Origin of the sequence: Burkholderia sp. ABCPW 14, from assembly GCF_001523835.1 — a bacterium.
In the GTDB taxonomy this organism is placed as follows: domain Bacteria; phylum Pseudomonadota; class Gammaproteobacteria; order Burkholderiales; family Burkholderiaceae; genus Burkholderia; species Burkholderia mayonis.
Map to the genome: position 1 here is coordinate 1 of NZ_LOVS01000116.1, position 23,339 is coordinate 23,339.

Below are 23,339 nucleotides of genomic sequence, written 5' to 3' on the forward strand. Positions count from 1 at the left end.
CGCGCCGAAGATCCGGCTCGTCGCCGAGGACGGCAGCTATCTCGAGATCGGCGACGGCATCACGCTCGGCACGAACGGCGACATCAAGCTGCTGTCGGCGTCGCACCAGTGGGGCGGGCCGTCGACGGCGCAGGCGACGAAGAGCGCGTTCAACCATCAGCCGACGGATCAGCGGTTCAAGCTGCACTACCCGGGCGAGAACGGCGATCTGCTGGCGGCGGCAAACAAGTCATTCCGGATCACACTGGACGACGGGCGCGTCATCGAGGGCAAGACCGATGCGAGCGGCCTGACGGATCTGGTCAAGGACGACGCGATGCGTATTGCGAAGATCGACTATCTGAAACCGAAGCTGTGAACCCGAGCGAACGATGAACGGTATCAACGATCAGTGTTTCACCGCCGCCCGCGGGGCGGGCGTGACGATGGCGAATCGGCCGGGCGACCGGCCCGTCCTGATTCCGCGCGATCTGCCGGGCGTGGCGATCTTCATTCACGGCGTCAACGATCCCGGTGCGGCTTATGCCACTGTGGAGCGCGGGCTGTGCCAGGGGCTCAATGAGCGCTTGTCGCGAGGCGATCTGCGGCCGGGCGAGTATGGCAGGGAATATGCCGAAGCCATCAAAGCGAAAAACCAAAAGAGCCCGTTTTTCGATAGCAGAATCGCTAACGATCCGGACATGTATCTGTATCGACGTGCGGAGACCGGCGGCACTCACAGCATGTTCCTGCCGTTCTACTGGGGCTATCGGGCGTCCGACAACGAGATCGCGAAGATCAGCCATCCGGGCGAGGTCAAGAGCCGCGTGGCGGACAGCGACGGCAACCTGATGACGCGCGGCCAGTATCAGGACATCCACGGCAACCGGCTCGACGCCCATTTCGGCAAGGGCGGCGGTTTTTTCGCCAACGCGACGAACAACATCCCGCAGATGTATAGCCAGGGTTTCGAACCGGACAAGCTGGAGCGCACGGTCATGCAAAACGCGCTCGCCGGCAATACGATCTTCGCCAGCAAGTCGCCCGAGCGCCGTTACTTCGTGCTTGCCGCGGCTCGCCTGGCGAATCTCATCAAGACCATTCGGACCATTCAGCCCTCCGCGCTCGCGCTCGAACATGGAATGGACCCTCAGCACGAAACCATCACGGTGATGGGGCACAGCCAGGGCACGATCATCACGCTGCTCGCACAGGCGATGCTCAAGCAGCAAGGGCAGCGCTGCGTCGATTGCATCATCATGGTCGATACGCCGTACAGCCTGCAGTTCACGAAGGACGGCAGCCAGCAAACCGGGCACGCGAAACTCAAGACGCTGGTCGACATCGTCAACGCGGTGACGAGCGAGCCGCATTCGATTCCGGACCTGGCCAAGCTGATGATCGATTCGGCCCATTCGTGCGGCCGGGCCGGACAGAACTGGAGCCAGACGCAGGGAAAGCGGCTGGACAAGAGCGGCAAGCACTGGATCACGTTCGACGAGCGCGACAACCGCGGCAAGGTCTATCTCTACTTCTGCTCGGAAGACACCGTGGTCGGCCTCGACAAGGTGCGCGGGATCGGCACGTTCGGCGTGCCCGACGAGGTTCCGGCCGATGGCGCGGCCGCCAAGCGGGGCAAAACGATGCCCGCGATGACGGCGCTTGAGCCGAAGCGCTTCTTTCAGCGCATGTGGACGCGGCTCGAGCGCGACCAGGACGGCAGGGGGAAGCGCTCGAAGGTCGCCGTCGGCACGCCGCCCGCGCGCGTGCCGGTTCGCGACCCGTTTCAGCGATTGACGCCAGGCCCCGACACGGACGGCACGATGCTTGGTACCTTGGTCGAATCCGGCAAGAACATGGCGCTGCAGGCATCGTTCAAGCGCAACGACATTCGCCTCATCAACGGCGAGCAACTGAAACCGCCGCACGAGCCCGATCTGTACGGAGGCGAGGTTCAGAAAGGCGGACAGGTGCCGGGGCACGCCGATGTCGCCGGGTTGATGCGTCCGGACGACGTGACGAAAAACGTCGCGCTCGGCAACCAGTACGCGAAGTTCCAGTGGAAGGACGTTGCGACGACGGACGACCCGGGCGCCAGCATCGAGCTGCACAAGCAGGCGTTCAATCGCGGCCGTCCGGTCGACGAGCAGTCGCATAACTGGCGCATCGTGCCGAGCCGGTCGCTCGGCTCGATGCTGTCGGCGGCCGCCACGGGCGGACGGTATCAGACGTACGTGATCCAGCGCGAGGAGACGCCGGACGAGGTTCGCAAGCGCATGCGCACCGATGCCGATCAACTGGAAGCGAACAACTATCATTCGGGCGTGCTGCTCAGTTCGGAGAACCATCGCTGGGTCACGGCGATGGACGTGGCGATCGGTCAGGCGGTGACGCTGGATGATCCGGACTGGCGGCGGTTGTTGCTTTTGATGGCGGATTGGAAGATGACGCCGGATGCAATGGATAAGATCGCGAAATGCAAAGCTTATGGCCGGCTTGAGACGCATACGAGGGAATTTATCGATGCGTGCGCGAAGTACTATCAAAATGGCTCGTTCCCTGCGGAGAAGTTTGTGCCGCTTACTTTGCCACCACTCGTCACCAGCGAACTGAAAGTTGACAAGAGAGCATGAAATTCACCAAGAGGCGCTATGAAACCTCGTATCTGGCCGTTCGCGGCTATATTCGTATTGATCGCGCTGGGTTGGACGTTCATCGTGATGGCGCAGCATTATCACTATTGGCAAGCAACGGGACAGGAGATGCCGGGCATGGTGGGTAGCATTCGGAACGGTATGCTAGTTGCGGCGGGTGTTGCCATCGCAGCTTTCGTGGCGAGCTTTGTGTGGCTTAAGCGCGCACCTGTCGAACCGCCGCACGCGGCCGCGAGTTCAACATCGGCTTCGCCGGTATTGCTTGCCGCAGCAACGCACGGCAATAACGGCGCACCGGCACTGCTCGCTCAAACAGGCGAGAAGTTTGTCTTGGAAGTCCGTGGTTTGGGCCTCGTTACAGGGAGAAACGCGAATGACGAAATCTGGAATGCAATCGAAGCCAAGGCGGACAATCACTCAACCTACATGTCGCAAAACCCCGCCGACTATCCAGACAGCGAGGATAGCCGGATGACTTACCTAGGGGTTGGGACGGGGCTGAGCTTCCAATTGGCAGCCCATCATTCCGTTGGTTATTGGCCGGTTCCGGTCTTCATTTGGGAGCCGCCGAAGGCCTTGCACGTTAGTCGGCCAGCCAACGAGCTTTCTGGTATTCGGCAGGAGGCAAGCCTTGGTGTGACGCTTCTGTTATGGCAACAGGACGCGAACACCGACGACGGTGCCAGCATCATTACGGAGCTGTTCACATTCTTCGAGGCACACCCTGACGTACCGGAGGCCGTAATCTATACACTGGACGGCTCGATGAAGCGGTGGCTGAAAGACACTCCTGGCTACGCCGACACTTTCGGGCAAAGCAACATCCCGGAAATGCCTGATAGCATGGTCGCGCTGCTCGTGTCCCGATCGGATCGCGTCGACCGTCTGATTCGCCCCTACGCCGTCGAGCAGACGGAAAACGTCGACAAGAACACGACCGAATACGACATTACCAAGCTGTGGAACTTCTTCTGGGAGAAGAACAACGGAGAAGGACCAGGCAGCTTTGAAGCGTACTATCAAGAGCAGCAGAAGGCGGCGGGCATCCAGCCGCGCGCTTTTCTCGGCTTCATGTCGGCACAATGGTGGCAGACACAACTCCCCGATTTCTGGAAAACGATCAGCAACAAAGGCCCGGGCGAGTTCAAACCCACGCCGTACATCCCCGTGCGCTGGACGACATGGCAGGTGAGGCAATTCGACAACGCGCCGCTGCTCGGCTACCTGCATCGGCCCATCGACGTGAAGCTCGCCGATGCGCACGGCAAGCCGCTGAAGACCGCGCAGCAGGCGCAAGCGCTCAAGGCGGGGTGGCAGCAAGCCGTCGATACGCTGCCCACCGGCGAAACGCCGAAGCGGATCTTCTATGACACGACGGGCGATCGCGCGTGGGTCGCGCCGATCAACCAGGCGCTCGCGCAAAGCGGGCCGTCCGCGCCGAGTCTCGATGACGTGAAGGAAGGCTACGACATCGGCCGCCGGATCGGGAACACGGGCATCAGCTCGCCGTTGGTGCAGATTGGACTCGGCCTGATCGCGAGCTACAACGAAGGCGGGGCCAGCGCCACGATCGATCGCCGGCCGAACGGCTCGGCGACGATCGTGATGGTGAGCCCGCCGACGCAGAAGCGGCCGGACGTGAATCCTTTCCGATAAGGAGCCCGTATGCGCGGCGTGATTCGCATCGGCGATTCGACCTCGCACGGCGGCCGCGTTGTAACCGGCCGCGAGGGTTCGACCGTGATGGGGCGGGCGGTGGCCTGCGTCGGCGACCGCTGCACGTGCCCGATGAATGGACACGGTCAATGCGTGATCGTCGAGGGCGACGAGAATGTCCGCATAGACGGGCGTGCGGTCGCTTTCGATGGCCACAAGACATCGTGCGGAGCCACGCTCGTCTCGTCGATTTCAACATCGGGGCGCACATAATGAAATTCGCCGGCCAGCACCACGAGTGCGACATAGTAGCAGACCGATATGTCACAACTCGACCAGCTTGGCCGCCACTTGCCCGAGCCATTCCGAAAAGCTGCCAGTGACGAGTTCGGGTGCCTAGTCGTCATGCCAAATTCGGACCACTTGCCCCAGCGTACCGCCTTCGGCAGGGTCGAGATTGAGGCACAGGCGAATGCCGCTGCCGTCGTGCGTAAATGGAATCCATTTGAGGTTGTACCAGTCATCTTTGATGACTTGGTCCGTCTCGGATGTCATGCCATTGAAATCGCCGCTGGCAACGAGGCATTTCCAGATCGACCAATGCGCGACGATCTCGCGCGCGCGCTCAGCAACGCCTCGCCGTCGGCGAACGCGGCATCGGGTTCAGCCAGGCCATTATGCATCCGGAGACTGTCAACGAACTCGCCCGGCAGGGTGGCACCGAGCGCCGCATGCGGCGTCGCCAGATCGTCATCGGTTACAGGGCCGTTGAATCCGCCCGGCAAGCGCGTAGCGTCGGTGGCCCCCTATTCTTCAAGCAGCTTCCATGTGGCGTGCAGATCTGCCTTCGTGGTTTCAGCATCTCGAGTGGCATTTGGAGCGGAGCCGCTCACCGTCGTCACCTGAGCCACATCGTGCTGAACGGCTTGCGTTGTGCAGCACGGAACCGCGTCGGGACCCTCCCGATCGAGACGCAGAAACAAAATTGAACTGCCGGCTGCAAGTGCCTTTTCTCCCGCGGAAATCGCGACGAGCACGTCGGCGCGAGCGACGCCGCCCACCCGTTCGTCACAGTCGAATGGCAACAAGCGGACGTGCCAATCGCCATTGGCGCTGCGATACAGATTGCCCCATCGTATCCCGCTGATTTGGGCGTTACGCCCGACATCGCGCGCGATCGAGCCGGTTTGCCAGTACGGTCCTGGCCTCGCAACATGCTCAAGCAAGTCGAGCACTCGCGGCACGATCGTATGCGCCAGGATTGCTACAGAATCTGTACGTCCGGGTAAATTAATCAGCGTTGCCTGATCGTAGCTGGTCAGAGCTTTCATACCGTCCGGCGTGCCATCGGGTCGCGTAAGTTGAGCGCTGGCGCTAGTGAGGTTATGAGCGACCGGCGAGGGCGCGCGGGTCGTGTCACACACAGCGCGTCCGGGAGGGGCCGATGGCAAGCAAGAAATACCGCGACAAGACCTGTTGTGTATTGCGGGCGAGACCGAGCGTCGAGCACGGGCGATCACGTCGTTGCGCGCGAGTTCTGTCCGGGCACCGCGCGCGACAACCTGGCCAAGGTGCCGGCATGCGTGGCCTGCAACAACACCAAGTCGAAGCTTGAGCACTACGTGCTGGCGGTGTTGGCCGAAAACCCGATTGGGCCGTTTTCCGTAAGCGCGAATTTAAGCGCACCTAGAATCGGAAGCTGAACGAGCGCAGGCTTGCGTCCGCAACTACAACCTGCGGACGCAACCGATGACACAGAACGAAGTTGATTTCCTTCCGCTGCGGGTGACCGGCGTGACGGCGGCGGGCAAGCGCAAGTTTGACGCCGAAGGTAAGCGCAAGCTGATCGATGCCTGCCTGAAGCCGGGCGCGTCAATTGCCGGGCTAGCGTTGAAGGCTGGCGTGAACGCGAACCAACGTAACCACCTCGCGAGGCGCTGTCACGTTGGCGGGTGTGGTCGCGTAAGATGAGGCGATGAAACCGAAAGCGCTCTACCACGGCCACCGATTCCCCGCAGCGATCATCAGCCAGGCGGTCCGCTGGTATTTCCGCTTCCAGCTGAGCCTACGCGACATTGAGGAGCTGCTATTCGAGCGCGGCGTGATCGTCAGCTACGAGACGATCCGCCGGTGGTGCGACAAATTCGGTGCGGCCTTCGCCCGGCGGGTCAAGGCTGCGCGACGAAAGCCGGGCCGCACCTGGCATCTAGACGAGATGTTCGTGAATCTGCGCGGCGAGCCCTGGCTGCTGTGGCGGGCGGTCGACGAACACGGTGCCGAGCTGGATATCCTGCTGCAGAAGCGGCGCGACAAGGCCGCAGCGAAGCGCTTTTTCCAGCGTGTGCTGCGTTCCTGTCCGGCACCGTGCAAGATCGTCACCGACCAGTTACGCAGCTACCCGGCTGCCAAGGCTGGCATCCCGGAGCTCGCCAACGTCAAGCACGTGTTCGTGAAGGCCGCCGCCCGCGTGAACAACCGCGCCGAGAACAGCCATCAGCCGACCCGCGAACGCGAGCGACGCATGCGGGGATTTCACGACCCGAAGCGCACTCAGGCTTTCCTCGCGAGCTTCGGGCCGATCCGCCAGCACTTCGCCCTGAAGCGGCATCTGCTGCGTGCTTCGCTTTATCGCAAACACCTCGCCGTACGCTTCTCGACGTGGCGTGAATTTACCGAGGTCACCCAGAATCCGTCTGCCGCATGAAACATGCAGGTCGCGCCCCCGCCCCTTGTGAACATACTCCGCTAACGTGACAGCGCCTTTTTGAGAAATAACAACACCATGCGAACCGTTGTTGCCGATACCCCACCCCGTACCGGCAACCATCCCACAAACTGTATCGGTACTGTACCGCCATGGTCCACTAAACTCCCTTCGACATCCTTGAATTCCGAAGACGAAGAGAGCATCACCATGGACTACCTCACCGTCAGTGCGCTGCCCGCCGGCATGCTGTTCGCGCTCGTCACCTCGATCACCCCCGGCCCGAACAACACGATGTTGCTCGCATCCGGCGTCAACTTCGGCTTTCGCCGCACACTGCCGCACATGCTCGGCATCAGTGCCGGCGTCGCGATCCTGATGCTGTCGGTCGGCTTCGGTCTCGGCGAAGCGTTCAAGCGCATCCCGGTCCTTTATACGTTGCTCGAGACCGCGAGCGTCGTCTATCTGCTGTATCTCGCATGGCGCATCGGCACGTCAGGCGAAGTGCGCACTCACAACGGCAAATCGCGTCCGATGACGTTCGTCGAGGCGATCGCGTTCCAATGGGTCAATCCGAAAGCGTGGATGATGGTGCTGACCGCCGCCACGACAATCCAGCTCTCCGCCGACTACGGCCGCAACGCCGTCTGGATGGCGCTCGTGTTCGTCTTCGTCGGTTTGCCGAGCATCAGCGTCTGGGCCGCGTTCGGCCAAGGGTTGCGCGGCGTCCTGTCGAACCGGCGCTGGCTGCGCGTGTTCAACATCACGATGGCCGCACTGCTTGTTCTGTCGCTTTATCCGATGTTCGCCAAGATCGCCGGCCACTGAGACGCGGCGCGCCGTTGTGATCCGGTCCGGTAAAGCGTACGCTGTTCTTCCGGACGCCTGTTCGCCGCCCCGCGACCTCGTCCCGGCCGGGAGAACGCAGATGAAGCCACTGCTGAAAGCAGGCGATCGGATCGAAGGCCTGCATTGGATTGCCGAATACCGCCATCGCGCGCACTTGATTCGCGTGCTGCGCGAGCGCGTCGAAGTGGGCACTTACGACGCACCGTCCGCGTTGTTCGGCGACGAGGAGGAGATGGGCGCGTCGACGCCTGCCGATCACCGCAGCCGCGAAGCCGCGCTGCGCGCATATCTGCGCCACTTCGCAAAGGTCCACGACGCTGAAGAATGAAGGGGCGCAAACGCGCCGCCTCGCCTGTCGTCTCAACCGGTCATGCCGCCCGCGTCGGCGCGTTCGGTTCCGCGTCGCGCAACGCGGCCGTGCGCTTGACCATCAGTGCGCCCGCCGCGATCAACGCCGGCACCGCGAGCATCGAGAAAATCGTGCCGAACCCGAGTTGCGCTTGCAGCAGCAAGCCGCCTGAAAACGCACCCAGAATCCCGCCGAAGCGTCCGACGCCGAGCATCCAGGCGACGCCCGTCGCACGTCCGCTCGTCGGATAGAACGCAGCTGCGAGCGCCGGCAGCGACGATTGCGCGCCGTTCATGCAAACGCCCGCGACGAACACGACAGTCGCGAGCAGTGCGAGATGCCCGGCCTGCAGGCCGATCATCCAGACGAACAGCGCCGTCAACGCGTACGTGAGCGCGATCACGCGATGCGGCTCGAAACGGTCCATCAGCCAGCCGGTTGCGATCGCGCCGATGCCGCCGCCGAGCGGAAAGAGCGCGGTGACGAGCGCCGCATCGCGCACGGTGAAGCCGGTGTCGCGGATCAGCGTCGGCAGCCAGCTCGTCAGCAGATAGTAGACGAGCAGTCCCATGAAGTACGTGAGCCACAGCATCGAGGTACCCGCGCGGTAGCGCGGCGACAGCACGACGGCCGCACCCGAGCGCTGCTGTTCGCCACCGTCTTCGGGCAGCACGAAGCGCACGCCGTCGAACGACCTGTCGGGCGCGATCCGGCGCAGCACCGCGGCGATCCGCTCGCGCGGCGCGCCGCGCAGCACCATGAACCGAATCGACTCGGGCAACGCGATCAACAACGCGCCGAGCACGAGCGGCGCGATGCCGCCGACGACGAATACGCTTCGCCAGCCGTGATCCGGGATCAGCGCGGCGGCGACGAGGCCGCCCGCCGACGAGCCGAGCGTGAAGCCGCAGAACATCGTGTTGACGAGAAACGAGCGTTTCGCGTGCGGCGCATACTCGGCCATCAGCGTCGTCGCGTTCGGCATCGCAGCGCCGAGACCGAGTCCCGTCAGCAAGCGCAGCACGGCCAGCTCCGTCACCGATTGCGCAAACGCACAGCCGATGCTGAAGAGTCCGAACAACACGACCGAGCCGACCAGCACGCGCTTGCGACCGATCCGGTCTGCGAGCGGGCCCGCCGTGAGCGCGCCGAGCGCGAGGCCGACGAGCGCCGCGCTCATCACCGGGCCGAGCGCGGCCTTCGTCACGTGCCACTCCTGGCCGAGCGCGGGCGCGACGAAACCAATCGCGGCGGTATCGAAGCCGTCCGCCGCGACAATCAGAAAGCACAGGATCAGAATCAGCCACTGATAGGGCGAGAAGCGCCGCTCGTCGATGAACTGCTGCACATCGAGCTGGCGCGAGAAATCGGTCATTGCTGTCTCCGTTGGGTTTGTCATCGACGCCTTTCGCGTCCTGCGCCAATGCGATGCCGGCGCATGTCGTCGCGCACGGGCGGCAGCCGTTCGGCGCGCCGCCCGTGCGGTGTGTGCTTCGTGTTTCGTGTCGCGCGGCGTCAGGCCGCGTCTTCTTCGCTGAAGATGCGCTGCGCGAGGTGGAACGCCGAATTCGCCGCAGGCACGCCGCAGTAGATCGCAGTCTGCAGCAGCACTTCCTTGATCTCGTCGCGCGTGACGCCGTTGTTCTTCGCCGCGCGCAGATGCAGCGCGAGCTCCTCGCCGCGATTGAGCGCAACCATCATCGCGACCGTCAGCAGACTACGCGTGTGGCGCGGCAGCCCGTCGCGCGTCCAGATCTCGCCCCACGCATAGCGCGTGATCAGGTTCTGGAACTCCTCGGTCAGCTCGGTGCGATTCGCGAGCGAGCGGTCGACGTGCGTATCGCCGAGCACAGCGCGGCGCACCTTCATGCCCGCTTCGTAACGTTGATCGTCGTTCATCTCGATGCTCTCGCGTCAGGCCGTCAGGAAATCGATCAGCGTTTGGTTGAAGCTGTCCGCGCATTCGATGTTCGAGATGTGCGCGCAGTCGAATTCGACGTGCTTCGCGCCCTCGATCGCCGTGGCGAGCGCGCGGCCCTGGTCGGGCGGCGTCGACATGTCGTGCGTGCCCGTCACGACGAGCGTCGGCACGCCGATGCCCTTCACTTCGTCGCGCAGATCGGCGGCATTCAGCGCATCACAGTTCGCCGCGTAGCCGTCCTTGTCGGTGTGATTGAACGTGTCGCGGATCACGTCGACGAGGCGCGGCTCGCGTTCGAAGAACGCGGCCGTGAACCAGCGCGGCAGCACAGCGTCGGCAAGCGCCGCCATTCCTTCGGCACGCGCCTTCTGCGCACGCGGCCCCCATACTTCCGGCGAGCCGATTTTCGCCGACGTGTTCGAGAGCACCACGCGATCGATTCGGCTCGCATGGCGCGCGGCGAGCGCCACGCCCGTCAGGCCGCCCATCGAGATTCCGCAGAAGTGCGAGCGCGCGATCCCGATGTGATCGAGGAGGCCGATCACGTCGCCCGTCAACTGATCGATCGTATACGAGCCTGCCGGTGCGTCCGAGTGGCCGTGGCCGCGCGTATCGTAGCGCAGTAGATTGAAGTGCGCCGTCAGCGGGCCGATCTGCGGCGCCCACATCGACAGATCCGCACCGAGCGAATTCGACAACACGAGCCACGGCGCGTCGGCGCGCGTTGCACGGTCGATCCGGTAATGCAGCCGCACTCCGTTGACTGAAGCGAAAGGCATGGGAATCTCTCCTTAATGGCGGCTCGCGTGGAGCGCGAGCACGGCGTCGACGTAGGCGTGCGCCTCGCCGACGTAATGAGCGGGGTCGAGCAACTGCCGCAGCGCGTCGGGCGCGAGGTGCGCGGCGACGTCCGGGTCCGCGGCGAGCACGTCATGCAACGAGCCGCCGCTTCGCACGGATTCTCTCGATGCGCGCTCGACGAGATGATGCGCGTCGAGCCGGCCGATCTTGTCGCCGAGCGCGAGCATCACCGCTTCGCCGAGCACGAGGCCGTGCGTCGCGTCGAGGTTTTCGGCAAGGCGCACGGCGTCGACGTTCAAGCCCGCGACGATCTGCGTGATCTGCGCGAGCGCGCCGCCCGCGAGCCGCGCGAGTTCGGGCAGCGCGTCCCATTCGGCCTGCCAGCCGCCAAGCGCGCGCTCGTGTTCTTGCACCATTCCGGCGAACACGGTCGAGACGAGCCCCGGCGCGCGCACGGCCGCGGTCAGCACGGCCGCGCAGCCGACCGGATTGCGCTTGTGCGGCATCGTCGACGAGCCGCCCTTGCCGGCGGCGGCCGGCTCGGCCAGCTCGCCGATTTCGGTCTGCATCGACAGCGAAATGTCGCGTGCGATCTTGCCGAGCGTGCCGATCAGCATCCCGAAACAGGCGGCGGTCTCGGCGGTACGATCGCGCTGCGTGTGCCACGGTACGGCGGGCAGCGTGAGTTGCAAGTCGTCGGCGAGCGCGCGCGCGACGGCAGGCGCCGCGTCGCGCAAGCTCGCGAGCGTGCCCGCCGCGCCGCCGAACTGCAACGCGAGCGCGCGCGCGCGCAACGCGGCGAGACGCTCGCGATGACGGAGCAGCGCGTCGAGCCATTGCGCGAACTTCAATCCGAGCGTGATCGGCAGCGCCTGCTGCAGCCATGTGCGGCCGATCATCGGCGTCGCGCGATGCGCGGCGGCGAGCGACGCGAGCGTCGCGCACGTATCGCGCAGCAGCGGCTCGAGCCAATCGAACGTATCGCGCAATTGCAGCACCGTCGCCGTATCGATGATGTCCTGGCTCGTCGCGCCCCAATGCACGTACTTCGCCGCTTCGGCGTCGCGCGCCTTCACGCGTGCGGTCAGTTGCTTGACGAGCGGAATCGCGAGGTTGCCGCCGAGCGCCGCGTCGCGCGCGAGCGCTTCCGCGTCGAGTGCGTCGGCCACGCACGTCGCCTCGATCGGCGGCACCGCGCTCGCCGGAATCACGCCGTGCGCGGCGAGCGCGCGCGCGAGCGCGGCTTCGACGTCGAGCATCCGCTGCAGCGTCGCGCGCGGCGACCAGATCCGGTTGAGCGGCTCGCTGCCGCAGATGAGGGAAGTCAGGCGAGCACTGTCTTCGAGCATGGGATCGATTGGAAAAACGCAATGCGCTTATTGTCCACCGAAGCGTCGGACGCTGCGCGCTCGTCCGTTCGGGCAACCGCGGCGATACGCCGTACGGCCGCACGACGCGAACGGCGCGCGCCGCCGCGTCACGCCGCGGCCTTCTGCGTCGCGTCGATGAGCGGCACGCCCGTCAGCTTCTGCAACGCGTCGAACGAGATGTCGGTGAAGATCTCGCGCACCGCGAGCCCGTCGCTCGTCACGTCGAGCATCGCGAGATCGGTATAGATGCGATCGACGCAACGCACGCCCGTCACCGGATACGAGCATTCCGCGGTGATCTTGCTTTCACCCTGCTTCGTCAGGTGCTCCATCATCACGAACACCTGCTTCGCGCCGATCGCGAGATCCATCGCGCCGCCGACCGCGGGAATCGCATCGGGCGCGCCCGTGTGCCAGTTCGCGAGGTCGCCATGCGCGGACACCTGGAACGCGCCGAGCACGCAGTAGTCGAGATGGCCGCCGCGCATCATCGCGAACGAATCCGCATGATGGAAGTACGCGCCGCCCGTGAGCAGCGTCACGTGCTGCTTGCCGGCGTTGATCAGCTCGTCGTCCTCTTCGCCCGGAGCGGGCGCGGGGCCCATGCCGAGCAGGCCGTTCTCGCTGTGCAGGAAAATTTCCTTGTTCGGATCGAGATGGTTCGCCACGAGCGTCGGCACGCCGATCCCGAGGTTCACGTACGCGCCTTCAGGAATGTCTTGCGCGACGCGCTTCGCCATTTCGTCGCGGGTCAGTCGTTTCATCGTGTTCTCCTCAGGGGTCAGGCGGCGCTCGCGGCGCGTTCGGCAGCCAGCTCGGCCGCATGCGCGGCCTGCGGCACTTCGACGATTCGCTGCACGAAGATGCCGGGCGTCACGATGTGCTCGGGATTCAGCGCGCCGAGCGGCACGACTTCCGACACTTGCACGATCGACGTCTTCGCGGCCATCGCCATCACCGGGCCGAAGTTGCGCGCGGTCTTCCGATAGACGAGGTTGCCCCAGCGGTCGCCCTTGAGCGCCTTCACGAGCGCGAAATCCGCATGGATCGGCGTCTCGAACACGTACTGCTTGCCGTCGATCAAGCGCGTCTCCTTGCCTTCGGCGAGCTTCGTGCCGAAGCCCGTCGGCGTGAAGAAGCCGCCGATGCCCGCGCCCGCCGCGCGAATCCGCTCGGCGAGATTGCCTTGCGGCACCAGCTCGAGTTCGATCTCGCCCGCGCGATACAGCGCGTCGAACACTTGCGAATCGGCCTGCCGCGGGAACGAGCAGATGATCTTGCGCACGCGCTTCGCCTTCAAGAGCGCGGCGAGACCCGTCTCGCCGTTGCCGGCGTTGTTGTTGACGATCGTCAGGTCGCGCGCGCCTTGCGCGATCAGCGCGTCGATCAGCTCGGACGGCATCCCGGCCGTGCCGAAGCCGCCGATCATGATCGTCGCGCCGTCGTGGACGTCGGCCACCGCCGACTTGAGGGAATCGAAAATCTTGTTGACCATGTCTCTTCCTGTGCGAATCCGCGCGTGCCGCCCGCTGCGGCACGCGTCCACGCATGGCTGCGCGCCTCGCTCGACGATCCGATTTGTTCGAAATACGAACTCAGATTCGATTAGCGAACGGTGTGCCGATCATAGAGGCGTACGCGCAGGATTGTCAAGGCGACGCCGTGTCTGCAACTGCGGCCGTGCCCGCGATTGCCGCGCCGTGTGCCCGTGCGGCGGCGGCCGTGTCGAATGACGCGACGCCTGCCGCATCGTCGAACGGCAAGCCGACGTAGTTCTCCGCGAGCGACTGCGCGGCCGCGCGCGAGCGCGTCACGTACCTGAGCTCGGCGAGCTTCAGCCGGTTGACGAACGGCGAGTCGTCGACGGACGGGTGCAGCATATTCGTCATGCAATACGAAAAGTGCTCGGCACGCCATACCCGTTCCAGACAGGTTGACGAATACGCATCGAGCAATTCGTCGCGGCCTTCGCGATAGTGCGCGCCGAGCGCGCGCGACAGCGCCCGAACGTCGGCGACCGCGAGATTCATCCCCTTCGCACCCGTCGGCGGCACGATGTGCGCGGCGTCGCCCGCGAGGAACAGCCGCCCGTACCGCATCGTCTCGGACACGAAGCTGCGCATCGGCGTCACGCTCTTCTGCGTGATGCGGCCTTTGTTCGGCGTCCAGCCGCTGTCGTTTTCAAAGCGCGTGCGCAACTCCTCCCAGATCCGCGCATCCGGCCATTCGGCCAGGTTCTCGTCGGGCCGGCATTGCAGGTAAAGTCGGGTAACGGTCGGCGAGCGCATCGAGAACAGCGCGAAGCCGCGCGCGTGATGCGCATAAACCAGCTCGTCGAGCGACGGCGCCGCATCGGCGAGGATTCCGAGCCACGCGTACGGATACACGCGCTCGAACGTGCGCAGCCGCTCGGCGGGAATCGTCTGGCGCGCGGTCCCGTGGAAGCCGTCGCAGCCGGCAACGTAGTCGCAGTCGATTCGCTCGGTGCGTCCGTCCGCGTGCGTGAACGTCACCGACGGCCGCTCGGTCGCGACGTCGTGCAGTTCGACATCGCGCACGTCGAAATGGATCGACTGGCCGTGTTCGAGCGCGGCCGCGATCAGATCGCGCACCACTTCGTGCTGGCTGTAGACGGTGATCGCGCGTCCGGGCGTCAGCTCACCGAAGTCGATCCGGTGGCGGCGGCCGTCGAACAGCAGTTCGATGCCGCTGTGGACGAGGCCCTCGCGCCGCATCCGCGTGCCCAGGCCGGCTTCGTTCAGCGTGTCGACGGTGCCCTGCTCGAGCACGCCGGCGCGGATCCGGTTCTCGCAGTATTCGCGCGAGCGCGCCTCGAGTACGACCGATTCGACGCCTTGCAGGCGAAGCAGATGGGAAAGAAGCAGCCCGGACGGACCGGCGCCGATGATCGCGACTTGCGTGCGCATTGTTCGTCTCCTGAACATTGATTCGAATAGTGAATCGATTGTCAGCGCTATCCCGACTATGCAGCAATGCGATTCAGGAGATAAGTTGTATACGGATTTCCAATAGTACTGATCCGATGCCCGAACTCGATCTGAACCTGATTCCGTATCTGGTCGCGCTCAACGAGACGCGTCACGTAAGCCGCGCGGGCGATCTGCTCGGCGTCAGCCAGCCGCGCGTGAGCGCCGCGCTCGGGCGGCTGCGCGAGCACTTCGGCGATCCGCTCTTCGTGCGAACGTCGCGCGGAATGGAGCCGACGCCGCGCGCGCTCGCGCTGATTCCGGCCGCGCGCGACGCGCTCGCGAGCATCGAGCGCGGCCTCGTCGCGCCGCACGATTTCGACCCGGCAAAGAGCACGCGCACGTTCTCGATCGCGTTGTCGGACGTCGGCGAGATCGTGTTCCTGCCGCGGCTGCTCCAGGCGTTCGCGGAACGCGCGCCGCATGCGAATCTGCGTTCGGTATCGCTGTCGCATGCGGAGGTCGGGCGCACACTCGAGGACGGCGGCGTCGATCTCGCGATCGGCTACTTTCCGGATCTCGGCGGCACCAACTTCTTCCAGCAGCGGCTCTTCACGCACCGTTTCATTTGCCTGCTTCGGCGCGGCCATCCGCTCGCCACGCAGCCGCTCACGCTCGAGCAGTTCCTCGCGTGCGGCCACGCGGTCGTGCGCGCGGAAGGCCGCAGCCAGGAAGTGCTCGAGCAATATCTGGCGAAGCGGCGGCTCGCGCGCCGCGCAGTGCTCGAGACGCCGCACTTCATGAGCCTGCCGTTCATCCTGAGCCGCACCGATCTGATCGCGACGGTCCCGCACGCGATCGGCTATGCGTACGCAACCGAGCACGCGTCAATCATGCTCGTCGAGCCGCCGCTGCCGTTGCCGCGCTTCGACCTGAGGCAGCACTGGCACCGCAAGTTCCACAACGACGCGAGCGTCGCGTGGCTGCGCAGCGTCGTCGCCGATCTGTTCAACGACGCGCTCGACGAATGGCCGAAGTGACGCCTGCCCGTTACGCGTGCGGCAACGCACGCCCGGCATTCGCGAATGCGCACCACGGCGCACGCTCGATGCGAAAGCATGAAACAATGATCGACCGGCCGCGAAGTCAGCGGTCCTTACGGAGTTCAGAGCATATGGCTAAAGGAAAGACCGCAAGCAAGACAGCGGCCCCGGCCGCGCACAAGGCGGCGAGCAAGACAACGAACAAAACAGCAAGCAAGCAGACGACTCGCGCCGCCGCGCCCTCGCCCGCGCCTGCCCCCGTGCCCGCGAACCGGCCGAGCCGCGACGAAGCCGAATCAGCGGTGCGCGTGCTGCTGCGCTGGGCGGGCGACGATCCCGACCGCGAAGGCCTCCTCGACACGCCGGCGCGCGTCGTGCGCGCGTACGAAGAATTCTTCTCGGGCTACGCGCTCGAACCGCGCGACATCCTCGCGCGCACGTTCAGCGAAGTCGACGGCTACGACGAGATGATCGTGCTGAAGGACATCCGCTTCGAAAGCTATTGCGAGCACCACATGGTGCCGATCATCGGCCGCGCGCACGTCGCGTATCTGCCGCACCATCGCGTCGTCGGCATCTCGAAGCTCGCGCGCCTCGTCGACGCGTTCGCGAAGCGCCTGCAGATCCAGGAAAAAATGACCGTGCAGATCGCCGACACGCTGTTCGACGTGCTGCAGCCGAAGGGCGTCGGCGTGATCCTCGAAGCTGCGCACCAGTGCATCTCGACGCGCGGCATCCACAAGCCCGGCGTCGAGATGGTGACGTCGCGGATGCTCGGCACGTTCCGCACCGATCCGTCGACGCGTCGCGAATTCCTGTCGATCGTCGCGAATCCGTCCTCGGTCAATCTGACGAATACGTAAATGCAGTCGAGCATGAAACCCGCCACCGCACCCGTCGTACTCGTGACGGGCGCCGCGCGCCGCGCGGGCCGCGCGTTTGCGTTGCGCTTCGCCTCGCGCGGCTATCGCGTCGCCGTGCATTACGACCGGTCGGCCGACGCCGCGCACGCGTTCGTGCAACAGATCGAAGCGTCGGGCGGCGAAGCCGTCGCGCTGCAAGCCGATCTTGCCCATGCGGACGCCATCGCGCATCTCGTCGACGCGGTCTACGCGCGCTTCGGCCGCCTCGACGTGCTCGTGAACAATGCGTCGGTGTTCTGGCAGGACCACCTGCCGAGCTTCGATCTCGCGGCATTCGACAACGCGTGGGCGATCAACTGCCGCGCGCCGATCCTGCTGACGCGCGCGTATTACGAGCGCGCGAAGGCGGCAGGCGCGCAGGGCGTCGTGATCAACGTCGTCGACCAGAAGATCAAGGAAAACTTCCATCGCGACCATTTCAGCTACACGGTCGCGAAGGCGGCGCTCGGCAATCTCACGCAGATGCTCGCGCTGTCGGCGAGCCCGGTGCTGCGCGTGAACGCGGTGTTTCCGGGGTTGATGCTGCCGAGCGACGACCAGACGCCGGCCGACTTCGAGCACGCGAGCCGCGCGTCGACGCCGCTTGCGCGGATCGCCGGGCCGAACGACGTCGCGGACGCGATCCTGCTGCTGACGGGGCCCGCGTACAACGGCGCGGACTTCGTCGTCGATGCGGGACAGAACCTGATTCGCGTCGATCAGGACGTGCTGTACAAGCACCGGTCGCCCGCCGGCAAACACTGAGCGAAAGCCGCAACCAGCAACCGGAGCAAGCGACAAGCGCGGCGCGGGCCAGCGGCAGCCGCGCCGCCCGCCCGATGCCCGCTCAATCCTTCTCGGCGTTCTCTTTCTCGCCCTCGCGGATCTTCCCCTGCGCGACGCTGCTGCCGGGCGGCACGCTATGCGTGAGCCACACGTTGCCGCCGATCACCGAACCCTTGCCGATCGTCACCCTGCCGAGGATCGTCGCGCCCGCGTAGATCACGACATCGTCCTCGACGATCGGATGCCGCGCGTTGCCCTTGACGAGCATCCCTTCTCCGTCGGCGGGGAAGCTCTTCGCGCCGAGCGTGACCGCCTGATAGAGCCGCACGCGCTCGCCGATGATCGCGGTCTCGCCGATCACCACGCCCGTGCCGTGGTCGATGAAGAAGCTCGGGCCGATCCGCGCGCCCGGGTGGATGTCGATGCCCGTCGCCGAGTGCGCGATCTCGTTGATGAAGCGCGCGAGAAGCGGCACGCCGAGTTGATACAGCGCATGCGCGAGCCGATGGTGCATCATCGCGAGCACGCCCGGATAGCAGAGCAGGATTTCGGTGATGTGCTGCGCGGCCGGGTCGCCGGAGTAGGCGGCCTGGATGTCGCTGACGAGGAGCGCGCGGATGCCGGGCAGTTGCGTGCCGAACTCGCGCGCGATCTCGAACGCGCGTTCGTCGAGCGCGGCGGACCGTGTCTCCGCGTGCTCGGGCAAGAACGGCAGCGCGCGGCGGATCTGCTCGGCGAGCAGGCGCAGCGTGCTTTCGAGCGTGTGGCCGACGTAGTAGTCGACGGTTTCGTCGGTCAGATCGGGCGCGCCGTAATGCGTCGGGAACAACGAGGCGCGCAGGCCCGAGACGACCGTGCAGATCGCGTCGCGCGACGGCAGCTCGCGAATGCCGCGCGGATGGCGCGTGCGATGCAGCTTCTCGCGGGATTCGCGCAGCTCGGTGACGATCTGTTCGAGGCCCCAGTTTCGGACGGATTTCGACATAGGCAAAACGCACGGCCGCGCTTCGTCGCACGGCCGTCTGATAAAAGTGACGGGTTCCGCAAGATTACCGCGTTTTTGCCGTGCCAGCGGAACGCGCGCCGCCGGGCGCGTCGTCGCGCCGTCCTAAATGGTGAGGCTGCTCGCGTCGATCCATCGGACGGCCCAATCGCGCGCATGCGCGATCGCCGCGTCTTCGTCGTTGAAATGCAGATCGGAGGGAAAGAAACGATTGGCGACCAGTTCGCCGTCGCTCGATCGGGAGATGACGACGTACGGCTGGAACGAGCCGTCGCTCGCGCGCGCCGGCGCGCAGTTCAGCAGATACCCGCGATGCGTGAATGCAGTTGTCGTAGAGTGCATAAGTCCGCCCACCTTAAGTCCCCTTTACCTTCTTCTTCGCTACCGTCCGTTAAGGATGCCGCGGCGCCCGGTGCGGGCGGAAGCGGGTGCGCCGAATGTCGCGCACCGCTTTGTCGGAAAAGAATCATACTCTGTAGAAAACGCGTCTTCTAGCTGAAATAATTATTTGGAAAGTGTGGCACGCGGCGCGGCAGCGGCGCTCGCACGCGCGCCTTTTCCCGTCGTGCCCGGAACGGGTCTTGCAATGCTCCGGGCGTCGCGCCGCTGGGATGACCGCGATGAATCCGTTCGAACGCAAGACGCCCGCCGACGCCGGCCACGCGCATCCGCGCAGCGTCGAGTTGTACAACGACGCGACACACGACAGCACTGTCGACACGGACGGCAAGAATCGCGAGGCCGCCCGCATCGCGAGCGGCGAGCCGATTTCTCCTGACCAGATCACGACGAGCAATGCGTCGCTCGTCAATGCGATGTCCGAAACGCCCGACGGCTTCGCCGGCTTCGACAGCCGGCCCGGCGGCAATCATCCGCAGTTCGCGCCGCGTGCCGGCTACACGGTCGTCGACAAGGGGTTCGACGCCGCCGCATCGGGCGGCGCGCACGCGGACGACGAGCTTCCGTCGCCGTATCATCCGCCGCGTCGGCCGGGGCGCATCATCGAGTTCGCGCCGATTCCGCGTTGATGTCGGTGTCGGTGCCGGTGCCGTCGCCGTGTGCGTGCCGGCGCGGGGCCGGTCCGCGCATGGAATGGTTGCTGTCGATGCGCCGTCGCCGCGCAGCGGGGCATCGGTTGCATTCTTACATCGATGCGTTCGGGCGTCCGCGCGTTGAATCCGATCCACTATTTGATTCGGGCATTTGAATGTGCGCGTCTGACAATCGTCGCTTTTCGTCGTTCGTAACGTTGTCTCGACATGAACGCGGCACGCATGGAAGATGTCGGGCTCGCGCGGTACGCGGCGCACGATGATCGATGCAGCGCCGCTCCGGCGCGCATCATGAAACGCGCGTTCGAATTCTCTTTTGGCGCTCGCGTGGATGCAACGTCGTGGGTCTTCGCGCTATCAGAAATCGGTACCGGTACCAGCGCCGATATCGATGCGCGCTCAACCGCCCATCGCCCCCTGCGTATTCACATACAGCGAGTACAACCCGTGGCTCGCCGCCATGAACAGCCGGTTCCGATGCCGTCCGCCGAAGCACACGTTCGCGCAACGCTCGGGCAGCGCGATGTGCCCGATCGCGTCGCCTCCGGGCGTGAACACGCGCACGCCGTCGAGTTCGTCGGTGCCCATCCCCCAGCCGCACCACAGGTTGCCGTGCGCGTCGACGCGAAAGCCGTCCGGCGTGCCCTGCCCCGCGTCGATCAGCACGCGTGCGTTGCGCACCGACTTGCCGTCGCTCGCGACATCGTAAGCGCGGATCGTGCGCGGCCGCCCCTTCGATTCGACGACGTACAGAACGGATTCGTCCGGCGAAAACGCAAGGCCGTTCGGCCCCGGCACGCCCTCGACGACGGGCTCGACCGCGCCTGTGCGCGGATCGATACGGTAGACGCGCTCCGGCATCTCCGATTCCTGCTTCTCGCCTTCGTAAAAGCTCTGGATGCCGAAGTCCGGATCGCTGAACCAGATCGAGCCGTCGGACTTCACGACCACGTCGTTCGGCGAATTGAAGCGCTTGCCTTCGAAACGCTCGGCGAGCACGATGATCGCCCCGTCGTACTCGGTGCGCGTGACGCGGCGCGTCAAATGCTCGCACGTGACGAGGCGTCCCGCGCGATCGCGCGTGTTGCCGTTCGCGTTGTTCGACGGCTGCCGGAATACGCCGACCGCACCGCTCTGTTCATCCCAACGCAGAATCCGGTTGTTCGGGATGTCGCTCCACAGCAGATAGCGGCCGTCGCCGAACCATACCGGGCCTTCGGACCAGCGCGCGCCCTGGTACAGGCATTCGACGGAAGCGGACCGGATGCGCAGCGAATCGAAGCGCAGATCGAGCACGCGGACGGTCGGATCGGGATAGCGCCGGGAATCGATTGCGTCCATCACGCTCACGCCTTGCCGAGCTGGCCGTCGCGCAAGCGCCAGAGATCGAGCGGATTCGCGTCGGCGAGCGCGGCCGGCAACAGCGCCGCGGGCAGGTCCTGATAGCAGACGGGCCGCAGGAAGCGCTCGATCGCGAGCGCGCCGACCGACGTGCTGCGCGGGTCCGACGTCGCCGGGAACGGCCCGCCGTGCACCATCGCGTGCGCGACCTCGACGCCCGTCGGATAGCCGTTCGCGACGATGCGGCCCGCCCTGCGCTCGAGCGTCGGCAACAGTTTGCGTGCCAGATCGACATCGTCGTCTTCGAGATGGAGCGTCGCGGTCAACTGCCCTTCGACGTGCTCGGCGAGCGCGATCATATCGTCGACGTCGCGGCACACGACGACGAGCGACGTCGGCCCGAAAATCTCGCCTTCGAGCTGCGGGTCCTGGACGAAATGCGTGTGCGTCGTCGTGAAAAGCGCGGGCAGCGCGGCGTTCCGCGCGTCGCTGCGCGTGCCTTGCGCGACTTCGCTCACGCCGGTCGTCGCGCGGCGCGCCGCGATCGCGCTCTCGTACGACGACGCGATGCCCGCCGTCAGCATCGTCTGCGCGCCCTTTTGCGCAAGCGCCTGGGCGGCCGCGTCGACGAACGCCTTCAGGTCCGGCCCGTCGAGCGCGACGACGAGCCCCGGGTTCGTGCAGAACTGTCCGACACCGAGCGTCAGCGAATCGACGAAGCCTTGCGCGATCTTCGCGCCGCGCGTGCGCAGCGCGCCCGGCAGCACGAAGAACGGATTGATGCTGCTCATTTCGGCGAAGACCGGAATCGGCTCGCGCCGCCGCGCGGCGACGCCCATCAGCGCGACGCCACCCGCGCGCGAGCCGGTGAAGCCGACCGCCTTGATCGCCGGATGCGCGACGAGCGCCTCGCCGATCGCATTGCCCGCGCCGACGACGAGCGAGAACACGCCTTCGGGCAATCCGCAATCGGCCACCGCCTGCTGGATCGCGCGTCCGACGAGCTCCGACGTGCCGAGATGCGCGGGATGCGCCTTCGCGACGACCGGGCAGCCGGCCGCGAACGCCGATGCGGTGTCGCCGCCCGCGACCGAGAACGCGAGCGGGAAGTTGCTCGCGCCGAACACCGCGACGGGGCCGACCGGGATCTTCTGCAAGCGCAGGTCAGCGCGCGGCAGCGGCTTGCGTTCGGGCTGCGCGGAATCGAGCGTCGCATCGAGCCAGCGGCCGTCGCGCACGATCGACGCGAACAGCCGCAATTGGCCGACCGTGCGCGCGCGCTCGCCTTCAAGGCGCGCGACGGGCAGCGCCGATTCCGCATGCGCGCGCTCGATCAATTGATCGCCGAGCCCGACGATGCGCTCGGCGACCGCTTCGAGAAAACGCGCGCGCGCCTCGAGCGGCGCTTGGCGGAACGCGTCGAATGCCGCGTTCGCGAGCCGGCACGCGCGGTCGACGTCGGCCGCGCCGCCCGCGCCGAACACCGGCTCGAGCTCGACGCCCTGCGCCGGATCGTACGCGCGCATCGTGCCTTCGGTGCCGCGCACCGCGGCCGCGCCAATCAACATCTCCCCAGTGATCTGCATGCTTCCTCCGGATTGAAAAATCCGCCGTGGCCGGGCGCGCGTCACGACGCGCGCCGCCTGCGGATGGATTGGGCGAATCGGGTCATTCGGGCGAATCGGGCGAATCGGGACGACTCAATCGGACGCACCGATCCGGTACACGCGAATCGCATTATCCTGCCAGCCCGCGCGGCGCGCCGTGTCGCTCGAATCGGCGAGCGGGCGGCGAACGCGCGCCCGAGCGCCGAATAGGTCACGCGCAGGCCCTGTCCCGTAATCGGCCGACACATGGGCACGGCGCGCCGTAACCGTGATGGACGGAGGCTCGAACAGGCCCTTGACGACGCATGGCAAACGCCTTCGATGACACCCCTTGCTCGGCGCAAGATGAAAGACATGCGAGCGATGCGGCGGCTGCGCCGTTGCATCAGCCGCGA

General features: G+C 65.6%; 24 protein-coding genes and 2 pseudogenes. 12 read left to right on the forward strand and 14 right to left on the reverse strand.

Annotated features, from left to right (window positions below; translation table 11 throughout):
• The 4 genes and pseudogenes from WS62_RS18220 to WS62_RS34065 form a co-directional block, all read left to right on the forward strand.
• Positions 1–358: pseudogene (locus WS62_RS18220) on the forward strand (type VI secretion system tip protein VgrG); the annotation flags it as partial.
• A gap of 13 nt (positions 359–371) precedes the next feature.
• On the forward strand, positions 372–2,612 hold the full coding sequence (locus WS62_RS18225) for a DUF3274 domain-containing protein (protein WP_066573485.1): 2,241 nt from the start codon (positions 372–374) through the stop codon (positions 2,610–2,612).
• An 18-nt stretch (positions 2,613–2,630) separates the two neighbouring features.
• On the forward strand, positions 2,631–4,289 hold the full coding sequence (locus WS62_RS18230; protein ID WP_066573488.1) for a type VI lipase adapter Tla3 domain-containing protein: 1,659 nt from the start codon (positions 2,631–2,633) through the stop codon (positions 4,287–4,289).
• A 9-nt stretch (positions 4,290–4,298) separates the two neighbouring features.
• The gene (locus WS62_RS34065; protein ID WP_082721065.1) at positions 4,299–4,562 is read left to right on the forward strand and encodes a PAAR domain-containing protein; all 264 of its coding nucleotides are present in this window, start codon (positions 4,299–4,301) and stop codon (positions 4,560–4,562) included.
• Between the two features lie 123 nt (positions 4,563–4,685).
• Here the strand turns inward: WS62_RS34065 and WS62_RS36590 are convergent, their stop codons facing one another.
• The 3 genes from WS62_RS36590 to WS62_RS36600 are packed head-to-tail and all read right to left on the reverse strand — an operon-like array spanning position 4,686 to position 5,620.
• Complete coding sequence (locus WS62_RS36590) at positions 4,686–4,844, reverse strand: SMI1/KNR4 family protein (RefSeq protein ID WP_156441033.1); 159 nt, start codon at positions 4,842–4,844, stop codon at positions 4,686–4,688.
• Positions 4,841–5,074, reverse strand: a complete 234-nt coding sequence (locus WS62_RS36595; protein ID WP_156441034.1) for an SMI1/KNR4 family protein — start codon at positions 5,072–5,074, stop codon at positions 4,841–4,843. The genes WS62_RS36590 and WS62_RS36595 overlap by 4 nt, the downstream gene beginning before the upstream one ends.
• 21 nt (positions 5,075–5,095) lie before the next feature.
• Complete coding sequence (locus tag WS62_RS36600; RefSeq protein WP_156441035.1) at positions 5,096–5,620, reverse strand: hypothetical protein; 525 nt, start codon at positions 5,618–5,620, stop codon at positions 5,096–5,098.
• A gap of 418 nt (positions 5,621–6,038) precedes the next feature.
• On the opposite strand from WS62_RS36600, the pseudogene WS62_RS34070 reads away from it, so the two are divergent.
• The 4 genes and pseudogenes from WS62_RS34070 to WS62_RS18245 all read left to right on the forward strand — a co-directional run.
• A pseudogene (locus WS62_RS34070) lies at positions 6,039–6,206 on the forward strand (IS66-like element accessory protein TnpA); the annotation flags it as partial.
• Positions 6,207–6,264: 58 nt separating this feature from the next.
• Positions 6,265–6,993: an IS6 family transposase gene (locus WS62_RS18235; protein WP_066573491.1), complete on the forward strand. Its 729-nt coding sequence runs from the start codon at positions 6,265–6,267 to the stop codon at positions 6,991–6,993.
• Positions 6,994–7,203: 210 nt separating this feature from the next.
• Entirely contained in the window at positions 7,204–7,821 is a 618-nt protein-coding gene (locus tag WS62_RS18240) for a LysE family translocator (protein WP_066573494.1), read from the forward strand.
• A 100-nt stretch (positions 7,822–7,921) separates the two neighbouring features.
• A complete protein-coding gene (locus WS62_RS18245; protein WP_066573499.1) occupies positions 7,922–8,170 on the forward strand; it encodes a hypothetical protein in 249 nt (82 codons plus the stop codon).
• 40 nt (positions 8,171–8,210) lie between these two features.
• Here the strand turns inward: WS62_RS18245 and WS62_RS18250 are convergent, their stop codons facing one another.
• The 7 genes from WS62_RS18250 to pobA form a co-directional block, all read right to left on the reverse strand.
• A complete protein-coding gene (locus WS62_RS18250) occupies positions 8,211–9,566 on the reverse strand; it encodes an MFS transporter (protein ID WP_066573502.1) in 1,356 nt (451 codons plus the stop codon).
• Between the two features lie 140 nt (positions 9,567–9,706).
• Positions 9,707–10,090, reverse strand: coding sequence for a 4-carboxymuconolactone decarboxylase (pcaC, locus tag WS62_RS18255; RefSeq protein WP_066573510.1), 384 nt, complete (start codon positions 10,088–10,090; stop codon positions 9,707–9,709).
• 15 nt (positions 10,091–10,105) lie between these two features.
• Complete coding sequence (pcaD, locus tag WS62_RS18260) at positions 10,106–10,891, reverse strand: 3-oxoadipate enol-lactonase (RefSeq protein ID WP_066573512.1); 786 nt, start codon at positions 10,889–10,891, stop codon at positions 10,106–10,108.
• A 12-nt stretch (positions 10,892–10,903) separates the two neighbouring features.
• Positions 10,904–12,262: a 3-carboxy-cis,cis-muconate cycloisomerase gene (locus WS62_RS18265; RefSeq protein WP_066573514.1), complete on the reverse strand. Its 1,359-nt coding sequence runs from the start codon at positions 12,260–12,262 to the stop codon at positions 10,904–10,906.
• Positions 12,263–12,390: 128 nt separating this feature from the next.
• On the reverse strand, positions 12,391–13,047 hold the full coding sequence (locus tag WS62_RS18270) for a CoA transferase subunit B (protein WP_066573521.1): 657 nt from the start codon (positions 13,045–13,047) through the stop codon (positions 12,391–12,393).
• 17 nt (positions 13,048–13,064) lie between these two features.
• Entirely contained in the window at positions 13,065–13,778 is a 714-nt protein-coding gene (locus WS62_RS18275) for a 3-oxoacid CoA-transferase subunit A (RefSeq protein ID WP_066489267.1), read from the reverse strand.
• A gap of 154 nt (positions 13,779–13,932) precedes the next feature.
• Entirely contained in the window at positions 13,933–15,210 is a 1,278-nt protein-coding gene (gene pobA / locus WS62_RS18280; protein WP_066573527.1) for a 4-hydroxybenzoate 3-monooxygenase, read from the reverse strand.
• 116 nt (positions 15,211–15,326) lie between these two features.
• Between pobA and WS62_RS18285 the strand changes: the two genes are divergently transcribed.
• The 3 genes from WS62_RS18285 (at position 15,327) to WS62_RS18295 (ending at position 17,920) form a co-directional block, all read left to right on the forward strand.
• Positions 15,327–16,250, forward strand: a complete 924-nt coding sequence (locus tag WS62_RS18285) for a LysR family transcriptional regulator (RefSeq protein WP_066573530.1) — start codon at positions 15,327–15,329, stop codon at positions 16,248–16,250.
• A gap of 134 nt (positions 16,251–16,384) precedes the next feature.
• Positions 16,385–17,116: a GTP cyclohydrolase I FolE gene (folE, locus tag WS62_RS18290; protein ID WP_066573533.1), complete on the forward strand. Its 732-nt coding sequence runs from the start codon at positions 16,385–16,387 to the stop codon at positions 17,114–17,116.
• Positions 17,117–17,920 (forward strand): SDR family oxidoreductase, encoded by an 804-nt coding sequence (locus tag WS62_RS18295; RefSeq protein WP_066573538.1) that lies wholly within the window; start codon positions 17,117–17,119, stop codon positions 17,918–17,920. It begins immediately after the preceding gene.
• 82 nt (positions 17,921–18,002) lie between these two features.
• Here WS62_RS18295 and epsC read toward each other — a convergent pair whose 3' ends face one another.
• Complete coding sequence (gene epsC / locus WS62_RS18300) at positions 18,003–18,926, reverse strand: serine O-acetyltransferase EpsC (protein ID WP_066573540.1); 924 nt, start codon at positions 18,924–18,926, stop codon at positions 18,003–18,005.
• Positions 18,927–19,049: 123 nt separating this feature from the next.
• Positions 19,050–19,286 (reverse strand): HlyU family transcriptional regulator, encoded by a 237-nt coding sequence (locus WS62_RS18305; protein WP_009914080.1) that lies wholly within the window; start codon positions 19,284–19,286, stop codon positions 19,050–19,052.
• Positions 19,287–19,555: 269 nt separating this feature from the next.
• On the opposite strand from WS62_RS18305, the gene WS62_RS18310 reads away from it, so the two are divergent.
• Positions 19,556–19,972 carry a DUF3005 domain-containing protein gene (locus tag WS62_RS18310; protein ID WP_066573542.1) on the forward strand — a complete coding sequence of 139 codons (417 nt, stop codon included), beginning with the start codon at positions 19,556–19,558 and terminating at the stop codon, positions 19,970–19,972.
• Positions 19,973–20,395: 423 nt separating this feature from the next.
• Here WS62_RS18310 and WS62_RS18315 read toward each other — a convergent pair whose 3' ends face one another.
• Both WS62_RS18315 and WS62_RS18320 read right to left on the reverse strand, forming a co-directional pair.
• Positions 20,396–21,337 carry an SMP-30/gluconolactonase/LRE family protein gene (locus WS62_RS18315; RefSeq protein WP_066573608.1) on the reverse strand — a complete coding sequence of 314 codons (942 nt, stop codon included), beginning with the start codon at positions 21,335–21,337 and terminating at the stop codon, positions 20,396–20,398.
• A gap of 5 nt (positions 21,338–21,342) precedes the next feature.
• Positions 21,343–22,923 (reverse strand): aldehyde dehydrogenase (NADP(+)), encoded by a 1,581-nt coding sequence (locus WS62_RS18320; protein WP_066573544.1) that lies wholly within the window; start codon positions 22,921–22,923, stop codon positions 21,343–21,345.
• Positions 22,924–23,339: the final 416 nt, after the last annotated feature.